Raw genomic sequence first — 9,277 nt, 5'->3', positions numbered from 1 at the left:
ATCTCTTGAAGAATAGCTAATTTTTCTAAAGCATTCAGTTTGTTTTTAGACATGAAAAATGCTCCCCACAGTAAACAGGTTTTTTATTATTTCACCTGTCTACCGTATGGGGAGCATATCAGAATAACGCCCTGTACCGCCTTTTTCCGCTAGCGAACTGCCATCGGATTGGAGGGGTGCCGCCAAAAGCGAGACCATCTTCCTGAATGTAGATGTCATTGATCTTGCGTTATCAAAGTTAAATATCCGTTATATCAACCCTAATAGGATTCCATTAATCTAGAAATACAACAGGTTATAACAAGGATTGACACGATTTCCACAATTGTTGATCGACTAAGATCAAGGAGGATTTTTGTCATGAATTACTCATTCAAGAACGTATTAAGCGCAGGGCTCATTGCAGTCATGTCTGCATCTTTACTGGCCGCCTGCGGTAACGACAAAGATGCTAAGCCATCACCAAGCGGTTCACCGAGTGCATCAAGCGCAACGAGTGCAGATCCCCAACAAAAGAGTGATAAGCCGTTCAACGGTCAGAAGCTATCTATCGTTACGGCAAACCATCCTTGGGGCGATGTCATTAAGACGCTCGCGCCTCAGTTTGAAGAGAAAACAGGTATTAAGGTTGATATACAGAGCTTCTTCGAAGACCAGCTTACACAGAAGTTAACTGTTCAATTCACCGCGGGCTCGAAAACTCCGGATGTGTTCATGTTCCGTCCAATGCAAGATATCAAGCTGTTTTATAAGAATGGCTGGGTTCAAGCGATTGATACATATGCTAAAGCCGATGAGGCTTACGATTTCAACGATTTCTCGAAAACATCGATAAGCTCAACGACAGTCGACGGCAATCTTGCCGGCATTCCGCTCATTACCGAGCAACACATTTTGTATTATCGCAAAGATTTACTAGAAAAAGCAGGCATACCGGTTCCGAAAACGATGGACGAATTGATTGCGGCGGCAGGTAAGCTGCATGATCCGAAAAATGAAGTATATGGCTTCGTATCCCGTGGTCAAGCTTCACCGCTTGTCGGTCAAATTTCCTCTTTCATCTACTCTGAAGGCGGAGAGTTCATGAAAGACGGCAATTCCATCATTAATGCCCCTGAAGCGGTTAAAGGGATGTCCATCTATGCCAATCTATTGAAAGACTACGCCCCTCCAGGCGTGTTGAACATGTCTTGGCCGCAAGCGATTGGTGTATTCGCCGAAGGTAAAGCCGCATTCTTCGCGGATGCCAATTCGATCTACAAAAATGCGATCGACCCTGAAAAATCGAAAGTAGCTGACAAAGTCGGCTATGCTCAATTCCCTGCAGGCAGCGCAGGCTCCAATCCTTTCAACATTACTTCATGGGGAATCGCGATGAACTCGCAGTCCGGCAACAAAGACGCGGCTTGGGAATTCATGAAATGGGCAACAAGCAAGGAGATCGTCCTTGAAACTCAGAAAAAAGGAAATCCAGGACCTCGCCTATCCGTATGGGCTAATCCAGAAGGGATTACGGCTTACCCGCCAGAACTGGCACAAGTGACGATGGAAACGCAAAAAGGTGGCGTAGATCACTCCTTGCCGCAAGTTAGCAACGTTAGTGAAGCACGCGATATTATCGGAGGCATCGTACAGAAGGCGATCCTCGGTGAAGATATTCAGAAAGCAGCCGATCAAGGACATAAGGAATTCCAAGCTTTAATTGATAACGAAAAAAAATAAACGTTTGTTGGAAGGTGGGATGTGCCTCCCAAGGGTACATCCCTTTTCCTTCTTAAAATAGCAGTAGAAATCTCTTAGAGATAGGATGCGATCCGTGGTGTCGACAAATTGGTTTGATCGCAATTTGAAATGGGTTTTCACTCTGCCTGCTATTATATTTATCCTTGTTATGCTCGTGTACCCGATTCTGTATACGACAAGAATTAGCTTCTACGAGTGGAGCATGTCGGCATTAACTCCGCCCAAGTGGGTTGGTTTAGACAATTACATTTCTTTGCTTTCCGAGAATCGATTCTGGACTTCAGTCAAAAGCACTTTTACTTTCACTTTCGGTTCATTAGTCATTGAAACTGTTTTGGGCGTCGCCATCGCTTTGCTGCTATTCCGGAACTTCCGGGGTAAAAACCTTGTCAAAACTTTATTCCTGCTTCCGATGGTGGCAACCCCTATCGCTATGGGATTAGTATGGCTGCTCATCTATGAGCCTACAATCGGCGCAGCCAACACGATGCTGAAAATGATTGGCTTGGACCCTCAGCTGTGGATCGCGTCACCGACCCAGGTTATACCCTCATTGATTCTGATCGATGTATGGCAATGGACGCCTATGATTTCACTCATCGTAATGGCGGGATTATCCACCTTGCCTAGCGAGCCATATGAAGCAGCAGACGTAGATGGAGCCTCCGGCTGGCAGAAGCTCGTTCACATTACATTGCCGTTGCTGCGTCAAACCATTATTGTTGCGATGATGCTAAGGCTTATTGATGTATTGAAAACATTTGATATCATATACGCCACAACTCAAGGCGGCCCGAATAATGTTTCCGAGACATTAAATATTTATGGATACAAGCTAGGATTCCAGTACTTTAAGCTAGGAATGGCTTCCTCGCTGCTTGTGCTCTTCTTCCTTCTGGTTATGGGCGCTACTCTCTTAATGGTCTGGATACGTAACCGATTGGAGGCATCTTTATGAAGAAGAAAAAGCGGATTTCTGCCACAGTGCTAGGTCTACTCACATTTATCGTCATTCTTGCTTTCTCTTTCCCTTTCATTTGGATGCTGCTAGCCTCATTTAAGACGCAAAGCCAGATTATGTCTGCTGACAAGCTATTTATCTTTAAGCCGACATCTATTAACTATACTAGCGTATTTCAAGAGTACGATTTCCTAAAATATATATTCAATAGCTTTGTCATTGCTGCCGGTTCGACGCTCGGCTCATTGCTGCTGGGACTTCCCGCCGCTTATGCCATAGCCCGCTTTAACTTGCATCGCTTAGGATTATTAATTCTCGTTGCGCGTATTATTCCTGGTATTTCGTTTCTCATTCCATGGTTCATTATTTTCTCCAAACTTAATCTTGTAGATACGTTCCCGTCTTTAATATTAAGCCATATGTTAGTCGGTTTGCCGTTCATTATTTGGGTAATGATCTCCTTCTTCGGCGGCCTTCCGCTCGAAATCGAGGAAGCCGGTAGAATCGATGGGTGCTCGCGTTTCGCTGTATTCACACGAATCGTTCTGCCGATTTCGGGACCCGGCATTATTACTTCATCTCTCTTATCTTTTATTTTCTCGTGGAACAACTTTATGTTCTCTATTATATTGGCCGGAGACAAAACCAAAACGTTGCCAATCGCCGTATTTAATTTCTTGTCTTATTCCGAAATCAATTGGGGGGCCTTGATGGCAGCGGCTTGTATTATTACACTCCCAGTCCTCATTGTTGCTTTACTAGCCCAAAGATATATTGTCAGCGGTCTTGCCGCTGGTGCGGTTAAAGGATAAACTGGTTCCTAAGTTCACTGTTGGGAGTTGTAGTTAATGACGGTAAAACCGACAATATTCACAAAGGTAATCGTCTTGATTATACTGCTCCTAACCCCTGTTCTTATCCTCTATACTTATACGAATAAGGTCAGCATGAATATTATTGAGGACGAAATTCAGTCTTCGAGTCTTAATCGGCTGTCCTTTTTTCTGCAACAATTCGATACAACGGTAGAGCAGCTTGCGATGTTCCCGAGCATCTTTGGAGCAGATCCTTATTTGCGCCAATATGCGGCTCGGCCTTCTGACAATCCCTATCAACGTATCATCGAGCAAAATCGAATTCGGGAAAAGCTGAGCTTACAAAGCGTTTCCAGCGCTTGGACGAATGATCTTACCGTATTTCTGCCGAAGGAGGAGATCGCCATCTCCTCTAATTTGCTGATGTCTTATAACGAGGATGATATTACGATCTTCTCCAAGCTGCGTGGTTGGGCCTATGATCCAAGTAAACGACTTGAGGCTAAGCAACCCGGAGCCCGGTTTGTCCGGCAAATCGTGGAGCCTTACGGTACCACTTCGCCATCCAAGATCAATACGATGATTCAGATCAGCTTCTCGACAAGCAACATGACAGCTATGCTAGATTCGGTCAAATCCGGGGGGAAAGGCGATCCCTTCTTCTATCGTTATGGCATAGAATCGATCGGTAGCAGTACGATGCAAACGGATCTAATCCATGCTTTAATGCCGATCTTACACGGGGAGCAATTAGGTGAAGAGGGTAAATTAGTTACCGAGCTAGACGGAAGACAGTATGTCGTATTCTATGTACTATCTAAGCAGCTAGGCTGGCATTTGGTTGATTATGTACCCATGGGGGATATACTGGCCCCAATTGAAAAAACGAACACCTTGTTTTACTTTTCCATTGGGCTACTGCTCGCGATGAGCTTATTGGCATCCTACTTCCTCTATCGCAACGTTCAAATTCCGATTCGCAAGCTTATGCAGGGTGTTCAACGTTTAAAAAGAGGCGATTTCTCATCAAGGCTTCAATATAAACCGAATAGCGATTTTGATTTTCTATTCGAACGGTTTAACGAGATGTCGGAGCAAATTCAAGACCTAATTGAACGTGTATATGCAGAGAAGCTGCGACTTAACGAAGCCACACTTAAGCAGCTGCAAGCGCAAATTAATCCTCATTTCCTATACAACAGCTTGTTCTTCGTCATTAATACCGCAATGCTTGGCGATACGCGATCCGTGGTGGCAATGGCGCAGAACTTAGCCGAATATTGTCGGTATACGACCCGTATGGAGGATCAGGTTGTTGAGCTTCGCGAGGAAATCAAACTGGTCAACAACTACTTAACCATTCATAATTTGCGGATGCAACGGCTGCAATACGAGATTGAGATTCCGGAAGTGATGCTCGATATTCGGATTCCTCAGCTATTACTGCAACCTATTGTGGAAAATGCGATTGTTCACGGAATTGAAAATAAGCCGGGAGACGGCCTGATTCGCATCACGGGTACGATACAAGATAAGTGGTATATGCTTGATGTGGAGGATAACGGAGTTGGGATGTCGAGCGCAACATTGATTGAGCTTGAAAGGCAACTCGCAAGACCAATGGATACCGAAATCAGCTGCGGGGTATGGAATGTTCATCAACGCATGCAGTACACCTTCGGAGAAGGTGCAGGTCTTGCGCTCTCAAACAGTAAATTAGGCGGGCTCCGGGTCACCTTAACTTGGAGGAGGAACGATATAGATGACTCAGCTCCTAATCGTGGATGATGAGATTCACGTTGTCGAACGCTTAGCTACCCTTGTACCGTGGGAGCAAGCAGGTATCACTTGCGTGCATAAAGCCATATCCGCCGAAGAAGCAATAGAGAAAATGCATGAGAGTCCGATTCATATTGTCATTACGGATATTCGTATGCCAGGGATGACCGGATTGGAGTTATCCGCTCTAATCGCCAAGCAATGGAAAAAAACAAAATGCATCATTTTATCCGGTCATGCGGACTTTCAATATGCTAAAGAAGCCTTCCTGAATGGCGCAGTCGGTTATTTACTTAAGCCGGTCACCGATGAAGAGCTGCTATCCACCGTGTCGGAGGCTGTAAGTACTCTCAATACGGAATGGGAGCAAGTTATTTCCCAAGAGCGGATCGAACGTACTCTCCGCGAGAACTCCCTTCAACTGCGAGCGAATCTCTTATCCGAGTTAATTCAAGGCAGACGATATAGCAGATCAGAATTACAAGATAAAATGACGATGATGCAGGTCCCCGACTTTTACGATAAACCATTCTGGTCGATGCTTGTACGGTTGGAAGAGCCCTTCTATACCTACAATCCCCATAATCTAGCTTTAATCGAATATGCGATCGGCAACATGGCCGAAGAGCTGTTTGCACCACACTTCGAGCTGTGGCACAGCAAAGATACTTATGATTATTTGGTATTCTTAGTGAAACCGAAGGAAGCTTCTCTCTCCTCCCCAATTATCGAAGAGGAAATTTTGCATACGCTGGAACGCAGCGCTTCCTTGCTGCAAACAGCGATACATACCTACTTAAAGGGCTTTGCTACCATTCTGGTCAGTCAGAAGGGATTGTTCCCTGCGGATCTGTCGACGCTATATTACTACACGCTGTCTACGCTCAGAAAAAATGTAGGAGCCGAGCAAGATTTAATTCTCACCTATGCCGGTGAATCCCTTGAGAATAAAGCGATTCGTTCCATCCCTGCTTTGTACGAGCTGCCGACGCTTGCCCAATTTCTGGAGGCGGGGCAATGGGATAGTGCTCAACAACGTTTAGAGCGAATCGCCAGCGAATTAAAAGAGAAGCGGGATGAATTGCAAGAGCAGCTGCTGGAAGTATTTCTCTCCATTGCTTCTGCCTTCACCTATTTTGCTCACAAGAACGGACGACTGTTGGCTGAGCTAATCGGGCCCAATTATGACAAGCTCATTGAAGGCACCCCCCATCGGTCGATCCAACAGCTTACAGATTGGTCGCTTGAAGTGCTGAATCATTTGCGTATGGATAACGAAGATGCCGTTAAGGATTCAAGAACGAAGCTCATCGCCGAAGTTCAACAATTCGTAGAGCGTGAATTGTCCAATGATGTATCCTTGTTAGCTATTGCGGTTCATGTGTTCATGCATCCTGTCTATATCTCCAAAATCTACAAGCTTGAGACGGGAGAAAATTTAAGCGATTACGTGCATCGTGTTCGTATGGAGAAAGCAGCTCGCCTGCTGCTAAACTCGCAAGTTAAAATATATGAAATCGCAGCTCAGATTGGCTATCAACGCGCTCATTCTTTCATCAATGTTTTCAAGAAACATACAGGAGCAACCCCTCAGGAGTATCGCGATAAATTTGGAACTTCCTGACTATCGTTCTCTCTTGCTCGCGATATATTCTCTTGGCGTCATTCCGTAATTCGCTTTGAACAGTTTGTAAAAATAACTTTCGTTCTCGATGCCTACCCTGCGCATGATGTCTTGAATGCTGAGCTTGGAGTTCTCCATCCATTCCACCGCCTTGGACAAGCGGACCTGAGTGATATATTCCGGAATCGACATTCCGAAATGCTCCTTGGCGATTTTGCTGAGCTTATACGAGGACAATCGCATCATATCGGAGATCCCCGTCGCCGAAAGCCCCGAGTCGAAGTAGTTGTTGTCGATGATCTCCTTGATCGTGTCGGCCGCGACTCGATTACCCTCGAGGACGTTGTCCTTCCCTACGATGCCGATAGATCCGATCGCCTCCAGCAATTGGCGCTCGAATTCGTCGATCGTCTCCTCCTCGTAAAGCTCGCGGTTGAGCAGCAGCTTCGGAATGCTGATCGGCTCTTTGCGCGTCCGGTTCATCTCGTAGATCGCTTTCTTGAGATGATTTACGACTTGCATCCCGACGATCATAATATCGTTATACTCGAGCTTGCGGATGAGGCGGAACAGCTCCTGAAATTTCTCTTCCGTCTTCGCGGTATCGCCTTTCCTGAACGTCTCGATAAAGCGGCTCTCCGTCTCCAGCGTCTGTTCGAGATCGGCGCCGCTTGTCCGTTCGTCGATCGCGGACTGCGTGATAACGGACATTGGGCCGTACACGTAACGGTACGCGCTGTTCGCGAACGCCTGGCTATAAGCGGAGGCGATCGCCGTATAGTCGGCGGCGGGCTCGCTGATCGCGGCGGAGAAGGTCACGCCATAGTGGCGCAGAATATAGCTTTGAGCCTCCGCGAGCAAGAATGCCGCCTGTTCCTCCGTTTCCTCGCTGTCCGCCGCGTTGAGCAAGATCGTGAACGAATCGTCCTTCATATCGACGGTCAGCGCGTCGAATGACTTGGCCAGCACCTCGGAGGTCACGTTCGCGATCGCGAACCGGAGCAATTCGCGTTCGGCCAAGCTGCGGCGCATGAACGGCTTGTAGTCGTCAATCCGAAGCACGCAGAGCAAGAACGCTTTCTCTCTGGAGAACGAAGCGCCGAGCTGCTTAAACGCATCGTCGGCTTCGGATGCGCTCATGCCGAGGCTGTCTACGAGCATTTTTTTCAGGAAGTACAGCTTCATGATGTTCGTATTGTTGTTTTTCTCCAGTTGGTATTCGTACAATTGCTCTTTAGACTGGCGATAGACTTCCGTCAAATAAGCGAATTCGTCCCGGGCGCCGGAGCGAAGAATCGGATATTGCGCAGAGCCGGAGCCGTCCATCGACGTCTGCTCCATTAATCTCCGAACCGGAGAATAGATCCCCCGCGTGACGGACAACGTTAACAGCAGCGCCCCGATGAATACGGCGGCCGTAATGAGCAGAATCGTGTCCAGCAGTTGCTTCAGGTTAGCGTAAGCTTCCTTGTACGGTCTTGCTTCAAGCAGCGTCCAGCCGGTATTCTCCAATCGAATGTACGAGATCAGGTACTTCTCGCCTTGCACGCTTCTCGATAGGAAGCCGGAAGAGGCGTCCCCTTGCGCGGGTTGACCGGCCGATTGCGCATACGCCTCGCGGATTTTGACGGCGAACGGATTCGAAGCAACCGGATCGTTCGGATCTGTCTCGATTAACTGATTAGCGCTATCCAGGATATACAGAAAGCTGCTCGTCCCGGTGTCGTTCCCGCTTATCGCGCGGATATTGTTGACGATCCAGTCCAGCTTGATGTTCAGGATGACGGCGCCGTCCATCCGGTTCCGATCGTCGACGTTCTCGTACATGACGTAACTCATGACGGTAATCGATTTCGCATCGGGTCCGGCGGATAGTGGAAGCTTGCGCACGATCGCTTTTAACGCGGGAATTCGATCATACGACTTCAATGCCTGATCCAGCTCGGCATCAGCATGGAACAAATCCCCGAAGGTGGAATAATAGACGTTCTTGTGTTTGTTATAAATATAGATCGAGTGCAAGAACGGATTGTTGGCGATGACCGTGGCATTTAGCTTGTTGATCGTGCTCAAGTGATCGTAAGTTTCGTCTTCCGTCAAATACATCAGTGCCTTAGTTTCGTTGTTTCCGTAGGTAGACAGCGCCATATTCCGAATCGTCGAGTCCAAGTAATCGATATTGTATTTCACCTGCGACAAAATCTTCTGGCTGTTCTCGTATTCGCTTTGGAACACTTTGCGTTCGACGCTATAGTAGATCAGCGCGGAGAAAGAACAAACGATGAGCAAAATGACGCAAGCGATCCACAGGAATATTCTTAACCAATATTTTTTTTCTCGGAATAATCGCAAGAA

At 46.9% G+C, this 9,277-nt stretch carries 6 protein-coding genes; 5 read left to right on the top strand and 1 reads right to left on the bottom strand.

What is annotated here, in order from left to right:
• Positions 1-360: 360 nt before the first annotated feature.
• The 5 genes from FPZ45_RS24460 (at position 361) to FPZ45_RS24440 (ending at position 6,922) form a co-directional block, all read left to right on the top strand.
• Positions 361-1,722, top strand: a complete 1,362-nt coding sequence (locus FPZ45_RS24460; RefSeq protein ID WP_144707282.1) for an ABC transporter substrate-binding protein — start codon at positions 361-363, stop codon at positions 1,720-1,722.
• Between the two features lie 97 nt (positions 1,723-1,819).
• Positions 1,820-2,701: a carbohydrate ABC transporter permease gene (locus FPZ45_RS24455; RefSeq protein WP_144707281.1), complete on the top strand. Its 882-nt coding sequence runs from the start codon at positions 1,820-1,822 to the stop codon at positions 2,699-2,701.
• Positions 2,698-3,516, top strand: a complete 819-nt coding sequence (locus FPZ45_RS24450) for a carbohydrate ABC transporter permease (protein ID WP_144707280.1) — start codon at positions 2,698-2,700, stop codon at positions 3,514-3,516. The genes FPZ45_RS24455 and FPZ45_RS24450 overlap by 4 nt, the downstream gene beginning before the upstream one ends.
• A 36-nt stretch (positions 3,517-3,552) precedes the next feature.
• Positions 3,553-5,307 (top strand): sensor histidine kinase, encoded by a 1,755-nt coding sequence (locus FPZ45_RS24445; protein WP_144707279.1) that lies wholly within the window; start codon positions 3,553-3,555, stop codon positions 5,305-5,307.
• Positions 5,300-6,922 (top strand): response regulator, encoded by a 1,623-nt coding sequence (locus FPZ45_RS24440; RefSeq protein ID WP_246120582.1) that lies wholly within the window; start codon positions 5,300-5,302, stop codon positions 6,920-6,922. The genes FPZ45_RS24445 and FPZ45_RS24440 overlap by 8 nt, the downstream gene beginning before the upstream one ends.
• On the opposite strand, the gene FPZ45_RS24435 is transcribed toward FPZ45_RS24440, so the two are convergent.
• Positions 6,923-9,274 carry an AraC family transcriptional regulator gene (locus FPZ45_RS24435; protein ID WP_186438557.1) on the bottom strand — a complete coding sequence of 784 codons (2,352 nt, stop codon included), beginning with the start codon at positions 9,272-9,274 and terminating at the stop codon, positions 6,923-6,925. It abuts the gene before it with no gap.
• Between the last annotated feature and the right edge of the window lie 3 nt (positions 9,275-9,277).

It is taken from the genome of Cohnella terricola (genome assembly GCF_007786475.1).
In the GTDB taxonomy this organism is placed as follows: Bacteria; Bacillota; Bacilli; order Paenibacillales; family Paenibacillaceae; genus Cohnella; species Cohnella terricola.
The sequence above is the reverse complement of the archived record's forward strand: the minus strand, read 5'-3'. Positions and strand labels throughout refer to the sequence as shown.